This window comes from Microbacterium sp. NPDC080005, assembly GCF_040702445.1.
GTDB classification, from domain to species: Bacteria; Actinomycetota; Actinomycetes; order Actinomycetales; family Microbacteriaceae; genus Microbacterium; species Microbacterium oleivorans_D.
Genome location: NZ_JBFBLD010000002.1, coordinates 1 through 14,907, shown reverse-complemented (window position 1 = coordinate 14,907; position 14,907 = coordinate 1). Strand labels below are relative to the sequence as shown.

The 14,907-nt window shown below is 72.2% G+C and carries 17 protein-coding genes; 8 read left to right on the top strand and 9 right to left on the bottom strand.

Annotated features, from left to right (window positions below):
- The first annotated feature begins 4 nt into the window (after nucleotides 1-4).
- Entirely contained in the window at nucleotides 5-550 is a 546-nt protein-coding gene (locus AB0259_RS06985; protein WP_366222666.1) for a hypothetical protein, read from the top strand.
- Between the two features lies 1 nt (nucleotide 551).
- Here the strand turns inward: AB0259_RS06985 and AB0259_RS06980 are convergent, their stop codons facing one another.
- On the bottom strand, nucleotides 552-1,445 hold the full coding sequence (locus AB0259_RS06980) for a zinc-ribbon domain-containing protein (protein WP_366222668.1): 894 nt from the start codon (nucleotides 1,443-1,445) through the stop codon (nucleotides 552-554).
- Nucleotides 1,446-1,663: 218 nt separating this feature from the next.
- On the opposite strand from AB0259_RS06980, the gene AB0259_RS06975 reads away from it, so the two are divergent.
- A complete protein-coding gene (locus tag AB0259_RS06975) occupies nucleotides 1,664-2,242 on the top strand; it encodes a hypothetical protein (RefSeq protein ID WP_366222670.1) in 579 nt (192 codons plus the stop codon).
- A 7-nt stretch (nucleotides 2,243-2,249) separates the two neighbouring features.
- Here the strand turns inward: AB0259_RS06975 and AB0259_RS06970 are convergent, their stop codons facing one another.
- Genes AB0259_RS06970 through AB0259_RS06960 form a run of 3 tightly spaced genes read right to left on the bottom strand, consistent with a single transcriptional unit; the run spans nucleotide 2,250 to nucleotide 5,992 of the window.
- Nucleotides 2,250-2,663 carry a glucose-6-phosphate dehydrogenase gene (locus AB0259_RS06970; RefSeq protein WP_366222675.1) on the bottom strand — a complete coding sequence of 138 codons (414 nt, stop codon included), beginning with the start codon at nucleotides 2,661-2,663 and terminating at the stop codon, nucleotides 2,250-2,252.
- A 42-nt stretch (nucleotides 2,664-2,705) separates the two neighbouring features.
- The gene (locus tag AB0259_RS06965) at nucleotides 2,706-5,444 is read right to left on the bottom strand and encodes an ABC transporter ATP-binding protein (RefSeq protein ID WP_366222677.1); all 2,739 of its coding nucleotides are present in this window, start codon (nucleotides 5,442-5,444) and stop codon (nucleotides 2,706-2,708) included.
- Nucleotides 5,441-5,992 (bottom strand): hypothetical protein, encoded by a 552-nt coding sequence (locus AB0259_RS06960; protein WP_366222679.1) that lies wholly within the window; start codon nucleotides 5,990-5,992, stop codon nucleotides 5,441-5,443. The genes AB0259_RS06965 and AB0259_RS06960 overlap by 4 nt, the downstream gene beginning before the upstream one ends.
- Before the next feature lie 92 nt (nucleotides 5,993-6,084).
- Between AB0259_RS06960 and AB0259_RS06955 the strand changes: the two genes are divergently transcribed.
- Together AB0259_RS06955 and AB0259_RS06950 are read left to right on the top strand one after the other, a co-directional pair.
- Nucleotides 6,085-6,987: a 1,4-dihydroxy-2-naphthoyl-CoA synthase gene (locus AB0259_RS06955; protein ID WP_366222681.1), complete on the top strand. Its 903-nt coding sequence runs from the start codon at nucleotides 6,085-6,087 to the stop codon at nucleotides 6,985-6,987.
- Nucleotides 6,988-6,995: 8 nt separating this feature from the next.
- On the top strand, nucleotides 6,996-8,162 hold the full coding sequence (locus tag AB0259_RS06950) for an AMP-binding protein (RefSeq protein ID WP_366222683.1): 1,167 nt from the start codon (nucleotides 6,996-6,998) through the stop codon (nucleotides 8,160-8,162).
- Here the strand turns inward: AB0259_RS06950 and AB0259_RS06945 are convergent.
- Entirely contained in the window at nucleotides 8,130-8,534 is a 405-nt protein-coding gene (locus tag AB0259_RS06945) for a VOC family protein (protein WP_366222685.1), read from the bottom strand. The two genes, AB0259_RS06950 and AB0259_RS06945, sit on opposite strands and share 33 nt — an antisense overlap.
- A 73-nt stretch (nucleotides 8,535-8,607) precedes the next feature.
- Between AB0259_RS06945 and AB0259_RS06940 the strand changes: the two genes are divergently transcribed.
- Nucleotides 8,608-9,585: a 1,4-dihydroxy-2-naphthoate polyprenyltransferase gene (locus tag AB0259_RS06940; RefSeq protein WP_251578616.1), complete on the top strand. Its 978-nt coding sequence runs from the start codon at nucleotides 8,608-8,610 to the stop codon at nucleotides 9,583-9,585.
- A 3-nt stretch (nucleotides 9,586-9,588) separates the two neighbouring features.
- Here AB0259_RS06940 and AB0259_RS06935 read toward each other — a convergent pair whose 3' ends face one another.
- The gene (locus AB0259_RS06935) at nucleotides 9,589-9,846 is read right to left on the bottom strand and encodes a DUF4229 domain-containing protein (RefSeq protein WP_251578618.1); all 258 of its coding nucleotides are present in this window, start codon (nucleotides 9,844-9,846) and stop codon (nucleotides 9,589-9,591) included.
- Nucleotides 9,847-9,922: 76 nt separating this feature from the next.
- Here AB0259_RS06935 and AB0259_RS06930 point away from each other — a divergent pair, with 76 nt between their 5' ends.
- The 3 genes from AB0259_RS06930 to AB0259_RS06920 are packed head-to-tail and all read left to right on the top strand — an operon-like array spanning nucleotide 9,923 to nucleotide 13,013.
- On the top strand, nucleotides 9,923-10,318 hold the full coding sequence (locus tag AB0259_RS06930) for a PLDc N-terminal domain-containing protein (RefSeq protein ID WP_366222686.1): 396 nt from the start codon (nucleotides 9,923-9,925) through the stop codon (nucleotides 10,316-10,318).
- A 1-nt stretch (nucleotide 10,319) separates the two neighbouring features.
- Nucleotides 10,320-12,107 carry a 2-succinyl-5-enolpyruvyl-6-hydroxy-3-cyclohexene-1-carboxylic-acid synthase gene (gene menD, locus AB0259_RS06925; protein WP_366222687.1) on the top strand — a complete coding sequence of 596 codons (1,788 nt, stop codon included), beginning with the start codon at nucleotides 10,320-10,322 and terminating at the stop codon, nucleotides 12,105-12,107.
- Nucleotides 12,108-12,155: 48 nt separating this feature from the next.
- Nucleotides 12,156-13,013 carry a polyphosphate kinase 2 family protein gene (locus tag AB0259_RS06920; protein WP_366222688.1) on the top strand — a complete coding sequence of 286 codons (858 nt, stop codon included), beginning with the start codon at nucleotides 12,156-12,158 and terminating at the stop codon, nucleotides 13,011-13,013.
- A 5-nt stretch (nucleotides 13,014-13,018) separates the two neighbouring features.
- On the opposite strand, the gene AB0259_RS06915 is transcribed toward AB0259_RS06920, so the two are convergent.
- The 3 genes from AB0259_RS06915 to AB0259_RS06905 form a co-directional block, all read right to left on the bottom strand.
- On the bottom strand, nucleotides 13,019-13,807 hold the full coding sequence (locus AB0259_RS06915; protein WP_366222689.1) for an alpha/beta hydrolase: 789 nt from the start codon (nucleotides 13,805-13,807) through the stop codon (nucleotides 13,019-13,021).
- A gap of 9 nt (nucleotides 13,808-13,816) precedes the next feature.
- Nucleotides 13,817-14,272, bottom strand: a complete 456-nt coding sequence (locus tag AB0259_RS06910; RefSeq protein WP_251578628.1) for an NUDIX domain-containing protein — start codon at nucleotides 14,270-14,272, stop codon at nucleotides 13,817-13,819.
- A gap of 23 nt (nucleotides 14,273-14,295) precedes the next feature.
- The coding region (locus AB0259_RS06905; RefSeq protein ID WP_366222692.1) for an HNH endonuclease signature motif containing protein at nucleotides 14,296-14,907 on the bottom strand (612 nt) is incomplete at its 5' end.

Genomic DNA, 14,907 nt, shown 5'->3' with positions numbered 1-14,907 from the left:
TGATGTGAGGTTCGTCTTCCACCAGCGGGTCCACCTCGTGGGCGACGCGCTGGTTCCGGCATCCGAGCTGGCGGCGCTCGACCCGACCGCGTACGCCCGGGCCATGGCGAAGTACGACGACACCCCGGAACGGCGCCGGCTGCGGGACACCGCGATCCCCGGCACGGGGAGGTCGTGGACGGAGGTCGTCTTCCTCAGCCCGGTGCACCCGCACGCGATCTGGCGCGCCTGGTGTGAGGTGCGCGGCAAGGAGCTCCCGCGCGCGGAGTTCTGGGCGATCCCCGCAGGAGACGTGCCCGCGGGGAGCGTCGTCCTCGACCGGACGATCACGGCGACCGGGGACCCGATCCACCCGTCGGAGGTGGCGCCCTTCGACCCGGCGTCCTTCGAGACGGCGACGGTAATCCCGCCGGCGAACCGCGCGTGGCTCGAGGAGATGGTGCGTCGCGGCGTGAGCGGAGCATGGTTCCACGGCATCCCGCACGTGCTCGCGCCGGGCGCGGTACCCCTCGGGAACGCCACGGTGATCGGTTGGGAAGAGCCGTTCTGACTCAGCGACGGTAGGCGTCGACGACGAGATCGCCGCGGATGCCGCGCAGCGCGTCGAGGACGGCGGGCACGGTCTTCGCGCCCGCCGTCCGCAGCACGACGTCGTGCGGGCCGAGGGGCTCGAGCCCGCCCGTGCGGATCCGGACGACCTCCCAGCCCGCGCTGCGCAGCAGCGCGTCCTTCCGCCGATCGGATGCCTCTCGCCGCCCCACGTGCTCGAGTCCGTGACGCCCCGGGGTGTCGTACTCGATCGCGACCCGCAGCTCGGGAAGCAGGATGTCGGGCCACACCTCCCGGTGCCGGAAGAACGGCCGGCTCACCCGCACCGCCGTCATCCCCTCGGTGAAAAGGAGCGCCTGCGAGAGCCGTTGTCGCAGTCGGCCTTCGGCAGCGGATGCCGGTCGGGGAGCGCACGCGCTGACGAACGGCTCGCCGACGGGGACGTCGGGGGTCTTCTCGCAGATCGCGGGCGCCGTGCGCGTCGGTCGGGGTGCCGGAGCGGGGGCCACCGGCATCCGCACCGCCTTCGCACGGTCGACCGCGGCCAACACCTCCGCGGCATCCACCCGCTCGATGACCTTCACCGGTCGCGGCGCGGCGAGGGCGGAGCATTCGGGACACCAGGCGGACCGCCGCCGGACCCGCCCCGGCCGCTCGCGCTGCTCGGTGGGCGTCGCGGCGAACCGGTGGCCGGCCGTGCACTCCCAGCACAGCAGCACGTCGGCCGCCGGCGGGATCTGCGACAGCGAGATCCCCTCGTTGAGGTCGGGGTGGTACTGCCGGACGAGCTCGGGGTAGGCCGCCCACGCCGATCGGTAGGTGCCGACGGGGTAGGGCACCTCGACGCCGCGCGAGAACTGGCGTCGCTGCCACCACCACCGCACGGGTTCCGTCACCGTGCCGACGGTAGGCGAGGGCTCGGACACGGCATACTGCGAGGGTGCGTCCCCTCCGACTCGCCGCCGTGCTGCTCCCCGCGATCGCTCTTGCGGGCTGCGTGTCCACGGCCAGTATCGAGTCCGAGGAAATGCCGACTCCAACGCCGTCACGCACGGTCGTATCGTCACCCGGCGAGGCCCCCGCGTGCACGGCGGAGGCGAGTGAGGACCTCCGCGTGGGCAACTCCGTGGACGGGATGCCGGGGATCGACGACGTGTCGACGATGCAGTGGACGGCGGCGCGTCACCTGCGAGGTGACGGCGCATGCGCCCCGGCCAGGACGGAGCCGGGCTATCCGGCGGCGGCGTGCACCGTGGCCGTCGGCGACACCCCCGCCTACTCCGAGCCCGCCGACGACATGTTCGCCGCGGGTGCGATCGACCAGACGTCCGCGCGTGTCAGTGGAGAGACCGAAGCCGCTGTCGGGTTCGCCTACGCGGCATCCGTCTGGCGATTCGGATCAGCCACGCAGGCTGCCGCTGCACCGCTCGTGGGCCTCATCGCGTCGTGCGACGGCGTCACCGAGCGGACGGACGGGGGCGTCTTGCGATACGAGGTCCGCGAAGGTGAAGAGCCACACGTGCGGGTGACCGTCCTCGGCACATCGGTGTTGCTCCTGCGCAGCCTGCAGACGCCAAGAGGGGGCGGGACGACCGGCCTCTCGACGGGTTCGGGGCTCCTCCCCGCCGCGGCGATCGATCACCTCGAAGGCTGGTGGCTCGCGAACGTCGCGGACGCACCGGACGAACCCTGATCCGCGATCAGGCGACCTGCTGGCCGCACATCCCGCAGACGCCGGTCGCGGAGACCTCGACGAAGCAGTCCGGGCACATCGCGCGCACGACGTCGATCGACGCCGCAGGGCGCTTCGGAGCGACGGTGCGCTCCGGACGCGGCTTCGGCGCGGTGCCACGGGCCTTGCCAGGGCGGGCGACGGACGGCGGGGGCGGCGGTGCGGTCTTCGGGGCGTGCTCGGCGCAGTAGTACCGCACGAAGCCCGCGTGATTGTTGGGATGCCGGTGCTTCACGACCCACAGTTCGGTGCGCTCGCGCGGCTCGCTGCCGGCGGGGCAGCTCACGCAACGGGTCGGTTCGCCGGGCACAGCGTCGGCGGCGAGCACGGGCGTCTCGAACGGAAGAGCGTCCCGCCAATCGGATGATCTCGTGATCTTCATGCGGGGGTCCTTCCGCGGCGCTCGTCGGGGGTGAGGGCCGCCCTACAAGCTTCGCACGACGGCGACGGGTTCGGGCGTCCCGGGCACTGCGACGGGGACCGAGACCGGCTTCACGCGGCGCAGCGAGCGCAGCAGGGGGCGTCCTACGAGCGCGATCCCGACGACGGTGGTGACCGCGCGCACGGTGTCCCATCCCGCCGTCGAAGTGACGAGCGAGTAGAGCAGGAAGCTCGCGAGGTTCTCGGTCAGGGGTGCCCCGGGCGTGTACGAGATCGTCGTTCCGGCGCCGACCGCGAACGGCCAGAACCAGAGGTTCATGACGAGACCGAAAAGGTACGACGCCACGGCGCCGTAAAGCGCCAGCATCACGATCTCGCCCCGCCCGCGCACCCTCGTCGGCAGGAGCGCGGCGCCGGCGGCCACCCACCCGCAGGCGAACATCTGGAACGGCAGCCAGGGCCCCACACCACCCCACACGAGCGACGACAGCAGCAGTGACGCGGCGCCGAGCAGCATCCCGAACCGTGCTCCGTAGGCGCGGCCGGCCAGGATCAGCAGGACGAACAGCGCCTCGACACCGCCGACACCCGTCGATGCGAGCCGGATGGCGCCGCCGATCGCGGCCAGCGTCGCCAGCAGGGCGAGTGTGTGGGCCGAGCGGATCGACGCGTCGACGGCGGTCGCGACGAGCACGACGGCGAGCGGAGCGAGTGCCAGGGCGATGACGGGGGCCGCAGCCTGCGCCTGCGACGGCAGCGCGGCCGCCACGAGCGGCCAGGCGAACGCACCGGCGGCGAGCAGGTTCGCGGCGAGCAGCACGAGTCCGCGCGAGCGCGGGCTGCGCGGTACGGCATCCGGCCGTTGGCGGATTCGGACGGTGTCGCGGGATTCGGATGCCGCGGGCGCGATCGATCCGGATCCGGTGACGATCGCCGGATCCGACGGCAGACCGCCCGGGCGCAGCACCCCGGCCTCGATGCGCACCGTGCGATCTGCCAGGGCACCAGCGAGCCCCGCGTCGTGCGTCGCGAAGACGACTGCGGTCCCGGTCTCCGCCGTGCGCACGAGCGCGGTCGCGACGAGCGCGCGGGCGGCGGGGTCGAGGCCACGCGTCGGCTCGTCGACGAGCAGCGCGGCGGGTCGCTGTGAGCACTGGATCGCGATCGCGAGGCACCGTCGCTGGCCGGCTGACAGGTCCAGCGGATGCCGCTGATGCAGCGCGTCTGCCGCGGGGGAGTCGGCCGCAATGCCGAGCTGGTCGAGGAACAGGGCGGCTGTGCCGGTTGTCCGTGCGCGCCGATCGGCGTGACGGCACTCGGCCTCGACGGTGTCGCGGACGAAGAGATCGTCCGAGGCGTCCGGGACCAGGGCGACGTCGCCCGTCGCCCGAACACCCGGCGCGCCCAGCGCGATCGCGGTCAGCAGGCTCGACTTGCCGGCGCCGTTCGGCCCTCGCACCGCGACGATCTCGCCGGCCGCGACGCGCAGGTCCGCGCCGTCGACCGCGGTCCGCGAGCCGTGCCGCACGGTCACCCCGCGTGCCTCGAGGACCGTCGCGCCGATCGCCCTGGCCGGCGGCTCGGGCAGCGCTGCCTCGTCCCGCCCGCCGACGCTCACGACGTCATCGACGACAGCGGCGAACTCACCGGCGCGATGCTCCGCGACCACGACGCAGACCCCCGACCCGTGCGCGAGATCGGCCAGCAGTGCGACGATCCGGGCGCGGGATGCCGTGTCGAGATCCGCGAGGGGTTCGTCGACCAGCAGCAGGGCGGGGCCGTCGACGATCGCCGCGGCGATCGCCACGAGTGTCGCCTCACCCGCCGACAGCTCCCCGACTCGACGGTCCAGCAGGTGCGTCACCCCGACCCGCTCCGCGCTCTCGGCGACCCGCGCGTCGACTTCCCCGCCCGCCGCGCCCCGCAGCTCGAGCGCGAGGGCGATCTCGTCGCGCACCCGCTCGGCGGCGAACCCCTGGCGGGGGTCCTGCAGCACGGCCCCGACCGACCGGGCGGTGTCGCGGGGCAGCCGCGCGTCGCGCGGCATCCCGACCACGTCGATCGTGCCGGCGCTCCATCCGCCGTCCGTGGTGGTGTGGAGTCCTGCGAGGCCCCGCAGCACGGTGGTCTTGCCCGCGCCGGTGGAGCCGACGACGAGGGTGAGCGTCCCCGCGGCCAGGCCGAGCCGGTCGACGGCCGCGACGGTGCGGTCCCCGTACCCCCACGCCGCGCCGTCCAGGTGCACGACGGGATCGGCCCGGGGGACCTCGCCCGCCCCGGCATACCCGCGCAGTTCGAGCGCCGTTCCGAGGGCGACAGCGCGCTGCAGGGTGCGCTCGAGGACCGGCGCGAGCAGTCGCACCCCGGGGCGCTCACCGCGCAGCCGCGCGGCCCGCCGCACGACGCGCACGGCGTCGGCCAGTGCGGGCAGGGTCGCCCATGCGAGGGCGAGCGCACGCGCGAGCCCCTGCAGAGGACCGCGCCGCGCCGCGCGCGCGAGCAGGCGCGGCACGTCGAGCACCGCGACGAGCGCTCCGACGATCAGCAGCGGCACCGCGATCGGCAGAGCGGATGCCGCGGCCTCCACGAGTCCGTCGGAGGTCACCGGGCCGAGTACCGCGACGTGCGCGAACGGGGCGGGCAGACGCCACGAGGGCAGATCGAGGAGGACCGCACCGTCGCCGTCCGCACCACCGAAGAGGACGCGGTAGAGCACCCGGACCACGACGAACCCGACCGCGACGGCGGTCGCGGCCCGCAGCGGTCCGGGGCGGAAGGTCACGACGTCGGAGCCGCCGGTTCGCCGTCGAGCGAGAAGAGCAGTTCGAGGCTCTCGCCGGGCGCGAGCTGCAGGGTGTCGATGCCCTCCTGCGCGTAGTCCCACTCGTCGTAAAGGGAGGTCCGCACCCACAGGCCCCAGTACGCGAAGCCGGCGGGCATGCTCTCGCAGGTCTCGACGTAGTCGGGGTCCTCGGTCGATCCGACGGGCTCGTCGGCTGCGGGCAGGCCGTTCACGCGGCAGACGATGGCGTCACCGTACTCGGTGGTCCCCTCGAGCTCGACGCCGGCGGCGGCGAGGGCGTCGGTCGCCGCGATCGGGCCGTCGGCGGGAATGCACGCATGGAATGGGACGTCATCCGCTCCGGGGAGGTTGCCCAGGTCGACGAAGATCGTGACGCCCGTCTCAGGTTCGCAGTCCACGCTCCAGGAGAATGTCGGTTCGTCGGATGGACTCGGGCCGGGGTCGGCGTTCGGGGCGGCAGGCGCACAGGCGCAGAGGGCGAGCGCCAGCACGGCGGCGGCGAGGGCGGGGAGAGCGCGGGACGTCACGGCTCCAGGGTAGGGGCGCGCGGCTCCTCGCGACGGCGAGTGTGACGCTGTGCGGCATCCGCTCGATTCGGCCCCGCGCGTAGGCTGGCCCGGTGACCGTCTCCGAGCTCTTCGACCCGGCGGAGTGGACCCCGGCGCCCGGCGCCGAGGGCTACACCGACATCACCGCGCACGTCTCGACGGACGGGCGGGTCGCGCGGATCGCGTTCGACCGGCCCGAGGTCCGCAACGCCTTCCGCCCGCACACCGTCGACGAGCTGTACCGGGCGCTCGACATCGCGCGGCAGGACCCGAAGGTCGGTGTCGTGCTCCTCACCGGCAACGGACCGAGCCCGAAGGACGGCGGGTGGGCGTTCTGCTCCGGCGGCGACCAGCGCATCCGCGGACGCGACGGGTACAAGTACTCCGACGACGAGAGCGCGGTCCACGATCCGGCGCGGGCGGGGCGGCTGCACATCCTCGAGGTGCAGCGCCTCATCCGCTTCATGCCGAAGGTCGTCATCGCGGTGATCCCGGGATGGGCTGCGGGCGGCGGACACTCGCTGCACATCGTGTGCGACCTGTCCATCGCCAGCGCCGAGCACGGCAGGTTCAAGCAGACCGACGCGGATGTCGGATCGTTCGACGCCGGCTACGGCTCGGCGTACATGGCGCGCCAGGTGGGGCAGAAGGTGGCGCGCGAGGTGTTCTTCCTCGCCGAGGAGTACTCGGCGCAGCGCGCGTACGAGATGGGCGCGGTCAACCGCGTCGTGCCGCACGCCGACCTGGAGCGCGAGGCCCTCGACATGGCGCGGACCATCCTCGGCAAGTCTCCGACCGCGATCCGCATGCTGAAGTTCGCGTTCAACGCGATCGACGACGGCATGGTCGGCCAGCAGGTGTTCGCCGGCGAGGCGACCCGGCTCGCCTACGGCACCGACGAGGCCGTCGAGGGCCGCGACGCGTTCCTCGAGAAGCGCGACCCGGACTGGTCGCCCTACCCGTACCACTTCTGAGTCCGGCGATGCAGCTGCGCCGCCTCGACTCCGCCGATCCTCGTGACGTCCTGCGGGCGCTGCGGGCGGCCGTGCTGGGCGCGGGGCCCGCGGTGGCGCTCGGCGGCGCGGAGGGCCTGCCGGGCGAGGTCGCGGCGGGCACGGCCGTCGTCGTCACGACGAGCGGGTCGACGGGGTACCCGAAGTCCGTCGCGCTCAGCCGGTCGGCGCTGACGTCGTCGGCGCTCGCGACCGCCGACCGCATCGGCAGCGGCAGCTGGCTCCTCGCCCTGCCCGCCACCTATGTCGCGGGCGTCCAGGTCATGGTGCGGGCGCTCGTCGCCGGGCGCGACCCGGCGATCCTGGCGGGGTCGTTCACGGCGCAGACCTTCACCGCGGCGGCGTCGGCGATGGCCGCGAGCGAGGGCGGGCGCCGGATCCCGACGTACACGTCGCTCGTGCCTGCGCAGGTGCAGACAGTGGTCGAGGCGGGGGAGACGGATGCCGCGGTCGCGCGTGCGTTCGCGTCGTTCGAGGCTGTGCTCGTCGGCGGGCAGGCGCTCCCGCCCGCTCTCGCCGAGCGCGCCCTCGCGCTCGGTGCGCGGATCGTCCGCACCTACGGATCGACCGAGACGAGCGGAGGCTGCGTCTACGACGGCCGACCGCTCGAGGGTGTGCGCGTGCGGATCGCCGACGGCGAGGTGCAGCTGAGTGGCCCTACGCTCGCCGACGGCTATCTCGGCGATCCCGAGCTCACCGCCGAGGCGTTCGTCCGGGACGAGGACGGGGCGCGCTGGTACCGCACGGGCGACTCCGGGTCCTTCGACGACGGCGTGCTGCGGGTCACGGGTCGCCGCGACAACGTCATCGTCTCGGGTGGTGTGAACGTCTCGCTCGACCGGGTAGAGCAGGCCACGCGGACCGTGAAGGGACTCGAGGGTGCCGTGGTCGTGCCGACGACGGACGAGCGGTGGGGTGCGGCATCCGTCGTCGTCCTCTCACGGGCAGCGCTCGCCGGCCGGGGTGAGCCCGACGTGCTCGAGGAGGTGCGCCGGGTCGTCGCGGCCGCCATCGGTGCGCCGGCGCGTCCGCGGGAGCTGCTCGTGCTCGATGCCGTGCCGCTGACCGCGAGCGGCAAACCCGACCGCGCGCTGCTCCGGCGACTACTCGCGGAGGACGCCGTCCCCGGCGCCTGATGCGAACGGACCGGTCTGCACGACGCAGAACCGGTTGCCTTCGGTGTCCTCGAGGACAATCCAGTCCGCATCGGCCGGGTACCCGTCCCAGTCCACCTCGCGCGCGCCGAGGGCGAGCAGTCGGGCGACCTCCTCGCCCTGCTCCTCGGCGTAGAGGTCGAGATGGATCCGCGGCGGGTAGTGCTGCGGGTAGCCGGTGACTGAGAGGGCGAGGCTCGGCAGCGGGTCGCTCCATCGGGTCTTCTCGGGCGAGTCGAGGAGAGCCCAGTCGAGGTCGGTCTTGCGGGCGGTGTAGCCGAGTGCCTGCGTCCAGAACGTGATGGCGCGATCGATGTCCTCGACGGTGAGCACGATGTTCCCGATGTGCAGCATGCGCCCAGTCTCCGCCTGCGGCGCCGTACGCGGGAGGGGGTGGCGCGGGGGAGCGCGGATAGGATTCTTGGTCGTGGCCGCATCCCGAAAGACCTCACGCAAGCCCGCCGCGAAGCGCTCCGGTTCGCGCGGCAACCCGGCGAAGACGCGCGTCTCGTCCGCGCCGTCCAAGCCCGCCCCGGTGACGGCGCGCGACTGGATCGGTGCCGCGCGGCTGCGCACCCTCCCCCTCGCGATCAGCCCGATCCTTGTCGGAACCGGCGCCGCGATCGCCGTCGGAGCGGGCTTCCACTGGGTTCTCGCTCTCTGCTGCCTCGTCGTCGCGGTGTCTCTTCAGATCGCGGTCAACTTCGCCAACGACTACAGCGACGGCGTGCGGGGAACCGACGACCACCGCGTGGGACCGACCCGCCTGACCGCGTCGGGACGCGTCGCGCCCCGCGCGGTCCTGATCGCCGCCCTCATCTTCTTCGGCATCGCGGCGGTCACGGGCCTTGCGATCGTCATCCGCACCCAGTTCTGGTGGCTGCTCGCGGTCGGGGCCGTCTGCATCGTCGCGGCGTGGTTCTACACCGGTGGCAAGCGACCCTACGGCTACTTCGGTCTCGGCGAGCTGTTCGTGTTCGTCTTCTTCGGGCCCGTCGCGGTCATCGGCACGACCTTCGTGCAGGCGGGGTCCGTGCCGCAGGAGTCGTGGATCCCCTCGATCGCCGTCGGCGCCCTCGCGTGCGGCGTGCTGGTGACGAACAACCTGCGCGACATCGATCAGGACCGTGTCGCGGGCAAGCGCACCCTCACGGTCCTCATCGGCAAGCGCGCGTCCCAGGTTCTCTACACCGTGTTCATGCTCGTGCCGTTCGCGATCGTGCCGATCCTGGCGGTCTTCTACCCGGTGGCGTGGCTTTCGCTGATCGTCCTGCTCGCGACACTCTCGGCCACGCTCATCGTCTGGACCTACCGCACGCCGCGCGAACTCATCGTCGCGCTGCAGCTGAGCTCGCTGGCATCGCTCGCGTGGAGCGCGTTCATCCTCTGGGCGTTCGTCGCCTGAGCGTCAGTTGGCCGCGTCCTCGACCGCTTCGTCGCTCTCGGCCCGCTTACGCGCCGCGCGGGTCTCGGCGATGCCGGCCGAGACTTCGTCCAGCGGACGACGGAGGAACAGCATCGAGAGGCTGAGACCGATGAGGGCGGCGAAGATGGCGGCGAGCCAGTACTGCTCGCGCAGGACCGGGAAGAGCATCATGATGCCGAACGGGACGAAGAAGGCGAGCAGCCGCAGCAACGCGAAGACGAGGGCTGAGCGGGCACGCATATCCCCATTCTACGACCGTGCCCTCGTGCCGTCGCCCGGCAGCCTCGGGGTGCGAACGCGCGCCTAGGATGGAGGAATGGCGCGCGTGTACCTCGTTCTGGCGCTGCTGCTGGCCGCGTTCTGGGTCTACAGCGTCGTCGATTGCGCCGTCCAGTCTCCGACCCGTCACCGCGGGGTCAGCAAGCCGATCTGGCTGCTGATCGTCATCCTGCTGCCGGTCGTGGGCGGCATCCTCTGGTTCGTCATCGGCCGTGCTCGCGCCTCGTCGAGCCGTGTCGCCTTCCGCGCCCCCGACGACGACCCGGAGTTCCTCGGACGCCTGAACACCACCAGCGACCAGGACGAGCGCATCCGCCGTCTTGAAGAGGAGCTCGCAGCGCTCGACTCCGAGGCTCCCGACCCGCGTGATCGTCCGATCGAGCCGCCGGCGGACGACGACTCCGACGAGCAGCCGCGCGGGTCGCGTTCCTGACATGACCCTCGACCGATCCGGTCGCGCCCCCGCGACCGACGCCGCGGCCGCGCTGCTGAGCCGACTGATCGAGAGGGGTCTTCGGCACATCGTGCTCTCGCCGGGATCGCGGTCGCAGGCGCTGGCCCTCGTGGCGGCGGAACTCGAGGCGCGAGGCGTCATCCGGCTGCACGTGCGCGTCGACGAACGCGTGGCGGGCTTCACCGCCCTCGGCATCGGTCGTGAGGATCGGATGCCGGCGGCCGTCATCTGCACCTCCGGCACCGCGGTCGCGAACCTCTTCCCCGCCGTCCTCGAAGCGCACCATTCCGGTGTGCCGCTGCTGCTGCTGACCGCCGACCGACCGCCGGAGCTGCGTGGCGTCGGTGCGAACCAGGCGACGCGACAGCCGGGGATGTTCTCGGGCTTCGTCCGACTCGAGTCCGACCTGTCGGTCGCCGAGGCACTCGCGGAGGCGGTCGACGGTGACGAGGTCGCCCCGTTCCGCGCCGCCGCCGACGAGGGGTGGGATGCCGCGGTGGGCGCGGGTTCGCGTGTCGCCGGTCCCGTGCACCTCAACGTCCCGTTCCGCGAGCCGCTGGCGGGTGAGCTGCCGGAGTGGCTGCCGTCGTCGAGCGGTGTGGTCGCGGCATCCGACCCTGCGGAACCCGCCGATGAGACCGCCGAGGCGGACTGGGGTGCGCATTACCAGGGCGGCGGTGGCGTCGGTGCGGCGCTCGAGGTGGTCGAGGCGGAGCCGGTGGCCCTCGAGTCGGGACCGCGCACGATCGTCGTCGCCGGGGCGGATGCCGGAGCGGATGCCGAGCAGCTGGCGCACGAGGGCGGGTACCCGCTGATCGCGGAGATCGTCAGCGGCGCACGGTTCGGGCGGCATCTGGTCCACGGGTATCGGCGATTGCTCGCGGACCCGGACCTCGGGGGACGGGTCGAACGGGTCGTCGTGTTCGGGCATCCCACGCTGAGTCGGGAGGTCGCGCGCCTGCTGAGTCGCGGGGACGTCGAGGTGCTGGCGGTGCGGGGTCCGGGTGAGCAGGTGAATCTCAACGGCACGACGGTCGCCGTGGACGGCGTGTCCGCGCCCTCCGGCGCTGCGGACCGCGAGTGGCTCGGGGCGTGGATGCGGGCGTCGCGGGAGCAGGTCGTCGATCTCAGCCCCGCTGCGCCGGATGCCGACGCGCTGTCGTCGGCTGTGCCGGCGCAGCGCCTCGGCGCGATCTCGGCGGAGCTGGGGGCGATCCGCGCGCCGGTGGACCGGACCGTGCTCGTGGATGCCGTCTGGCGGGCGACATGGCCGCACGACCGGTTGCTGTTCGGATCGTCGCGACTCGTACGGGTGGCCGACGAGGTGCTCGGCGGCAAGAAGGTGCCGGTGCACGCCAATCGCGGCCTGGCCGGCATCGACGGCACAGTCGCGACAGGGCTGGGTATCGCTGCCGCATCGCAGCGCGGCGCCACACCGGGCGTCACCCGCGTGCTCCTCGGCGATCTCGCGTTCCTGCACGATGTCGGAGCGCTGCTGCATCCGTCGGCCGAGAACGAGCCGCGGGTTCAGGTGATCGTCGGCAACGATGGCGGAGGGACGATCTTCGACGGTCTCGAGGTGGCGGGGATCGCGGGTGCCGAGGCGTTCGACCGGGTGCAGTTCACGCCCCAGACCGCGCGGATCGAGGAGATCGCGCGTGCGTACGGGTGGGAGTACCAGCGTGTGACCACGCGGGGTGCGCTCGACCAGGCGTTGACCTCGCCCGCGGGCGGTCGGCAGATCATCGAGGTCCCGCTGACGCGATAGTCCGCAAGCCCGTCGCGCGGGCGACCGCGACGCGGCAGGATGTGCCGCATGAGTGCTGGAGATCACTGGACCGGTTCGCCCTCGACGCTGCTGCGCGTCGGGCCGGGATTCCGTCTCGCCGACGTCGACCCCGCATCGACGCCGGGGTATGAGGGCGGCAAGAAGTCGGGGAAGGCGGATCTCGCCGCGGCGGCTGAGCAGTTCGACCAGTTGCAGGAGCGGCTCTACGCGCAGAGCCGCACGCAGCCGGATTCGCCGGCGGTGCTGCTGGTGCTGCAGGCGATGGACTCGGCGGGCAAGGGGGGGATCGTCCGGCACGTGATCGGGGCGACCGATCCGCAGGGCGTGCACCTGAAGGCGTTCAAGAAGCCGACGTCCGAAGAGCTCGCGCATGACTTCCTCTGGCGGATCGAGCGAGAGGTCCCCGAGCCGGGTTACATCGGCGTGTTCGATCGCTCGCACTACGAGGACGTGCTGATCGGTCGGGTGCGCCGGCTCGCTCCTCCCGAGGAGATCGAGCGTCGGTACGGGGCGATCGTCGACTTCGAGGCGGGCCTGGCGGAGCGGGGTGTGCACATCGTGAAGGTGATGCTGCACATCTCCGGCGACGAGCAGAAGGCGCGCTTGAGCGAGCGCCTGGAGCGGCCCGACAAGCACTGGAAATACAACCCGGGTGACGTCGACGAGCGTGAGCTGTGGCCGGCGTACATGGACGCGTACCAGGCTGTGTTCGATCGCACCTCGACGGAGCAGGCACCGTGGTTCGTCGTGCCGGCCGATCACAAGTGGTACGCGCGGTTGGCGGTGCAGGCGTTGCTCATCGACGAGTTGGAGCGCATCGATCCGCAGTGGCCGGCCGCGGATTTCGATGTGGAGGCCGAAAAGGCGCGCCTCGCGGCCACCTGATGCGGTCAGCGAAGGTGTGACCGGATCGCCCGGACCATGGCGTCGGGGCGTTCGACGGGGATGAAGTGCCCGCATCCGTCGATCACGTCGAGGCAGGCGTCGACGAAGTGGTCGTTCAGGGCGTCGCTCCATTCGACGGGGAACAGCGGGTCTGCCCCCGGCCACAGCATCGTCGTCGGAACGGTGATGCGTGGGGTCTCGCCGGCGTAGCCGCGGTTGGCGACGTACCACTGCAGGCTGGCCGCGAACGCGCCGGGCCGCGCGTAGGCGGCGATGATGTCGTCGAGATGCGGAGGAGGAGCGGGATCGGCGCGCCACGAGTCCCAGACGCGGGTCAGGTAGGTGCGGACGGCGCGTTCGTCGCCGTCGATGAGCTGCGCCGCGACCGGATCGCGGTGGAAGTGCTGATACCAGAAGACCGACGCGAGGGCAGGGGATGCGGCGCGGTCGCCGATGCCCGGATAGCCCGGCGTCAGCACCGCGCCGTCGAACCGTTCGGGGTTGATGCGGAGCGTCGCCTGGGCGATCCGGCTGCCGATGTCGTACCCGGCGATGACGACGTTGCCGGCGATTCCGGCGTCATCGAGCCGTGCGAGGACGTGCTCGGCGTGTGCATCGGCGGTGGATGCCTCGGCGCTGGGGATGCCGTCGAAGCCGGCGCCCAAGCCGAGCAGGTCGGGCGTGATGACGCTGACCCCCGGCAGGCCGTCGATGACCGCGTCGTAGTCCGAGGGGAGACCCGGCCACCCGTGCAGAAGGACGACGGTCTGATCGCCGTGGGTGTCGGTGGTCATGGCGGCACCCTACAGATCGTCGCGGACGTCGCCGATGACGCGGTCGATCCAGCCGCGGCGCGGAAGAGAAAAGATCGCGTCGCGGGGGAACCACGCGAGCTCGAGCAGCTCGTCACCGTCGGCCGCGGCGTCGGTCGTGAGCTCGCAGTCGTAGGCGGTCGTGACGTATCCGACCCGATCACCGTTGGGGTAGGTCACCATCATCGGTTCGCCTGCATAGACCCCGACGATGCGACGGATGCGGACGCGGGCGCCCGTTTCTTCGTGTACTTCCCGCGCGAGGGACTCGGCAGGCTCCTCTCCGGGCTCGACGCCTCCACCGATCAGGCTCCAGAGGCCGGAATGGCGATGGCGGGCGAGGAGGAAGTTCTGCCCGTCCCTGATGACGGCTGTCACGCCCGGCAGGAGGAGGAAGTCCGTGCCGATGCGCGAACGGAGGGAGGCGACGTAGTCGGACATCGGCATCCGTCGAGTGTAGGCAGGGGGCCTCAGAACGGCGCAGGTTCTGCCGCGGCGGGCGGTGGTGGTGGTGCGGCAGGGCTGAAGGCGACGGCCGGGGTGGGTGCGTCTTCTCTGTAGGTCCTGCCGAGGGGTGAAGTCCATTCGAGGACGCCACCCGTGAGTTGTCGGACTCGCCAGGCGGTGAACTGCTTCATCGAGTGGTGCCGTTGGCACAGGTGCGCGAGGTTCCCGAGCTCTGTCTTCCCGCCGAGGGCGTGATCGTGGGTGTGGTCGATCTCGCAGCGGATCGCGGCGGTGCGGCATCCGGGGAACCGGCAGTGCTGGTCACGGGCTTGCAGGAACCGTCGCATTCCCGACGGGACCCGGTACGAGTCGGTCGCGACGGTGACCCCGGTGATCGGGTCGTGGAACAGCCGCTCCCAGATGTGAGTGTTCCCGGCCAGTTGTCGCGCGGCGCCGGCGTCGATGGGGGAGCGGCCGGCGAGATCACACGGCCCGTCATCCTCACCCGTCAACGTCGCCGCGGGAACGAGGACCTGCACCCGGGCGCGGATCGCGCCCAGCGGTCCCGCGGTGGTGTCACGCGTGTCGTCCAACGCCGGAGTCCCCGAGAGGAGGAGGTCGGCGAACACGTCCGC